Below are 704 nucleotides of genomic sequence, written 5' to 3' on the forward strand. Positions count from 1 at the left end.
GTTAGGGTCTCATCCATTTGAATTTCAATTTCAGTAATTAGATCATCTAATTTTACTGTTGCTTTTCTCTCCATTTCACATCTGTCCTTTCATTGAGATTCCTTCTACAAAACAGTTTATTCAAATTACCAAAATAAATCATAGAGGAGCTGCTTTTAAACATGTAACTCGTCCTCAACTATCATCAGACTTTGCAAATTAAATCCGCAGCAACAGCAGCAGACTAGGACGCGAAATAAAGATCTAGACTGCCATTGCTATGGCTACGACTTTTCAACTATCGTTTCCCGTTAGCGTAACGAACAAGCATGTCACCCTGGTTAAGCACATCCTCTGAATAAGGTAATAACCGTACCGAATAGTGCTTTTGAATACACTTATATCCACGTTTGAAACGATTTATTAACCATCTTTACATTGTTCATTTTTGCCCAGCTCTTTAAATCCGAGATGCCTCTATCTTCATCCTTTGAATACCTAAATGCCATATCCAATGGGACGATCTTCCTCCTGTAAGGTAATATCCCAATAACAGGTTTAAAGTACCCCCTGGTCATTATCACTTTAATATCCCTTGAATTAATTATATTCCCATTTAATATGATTTGCTCATTGGATAGGCATAACACGGTTGGTTTCTTAAAAAATGTTCTGTACAATGCGAGTAACAGTACAACTAAACATAGAAGAATCACCGTTAACGA

The 704-nt window shown here is 36.4% G+C and carries 1 protein-coding gene; it reads right to left on the reverse strand.

Translation table 11 applies throughout. The features are described 5' to 3' along the window. Positions 1–377: 377 nt before the first annotated feature. The coding region (locus tag AC1DSE_RS36080) for a hypothetical protein (protein ID WP_477529221.1) at positions 378–704 on the reverse strand (327 nt) is incomplete at its 5' end.

Source organism: Paenibacillus sp. 01L418 (genome assembly GCF_056400045.1).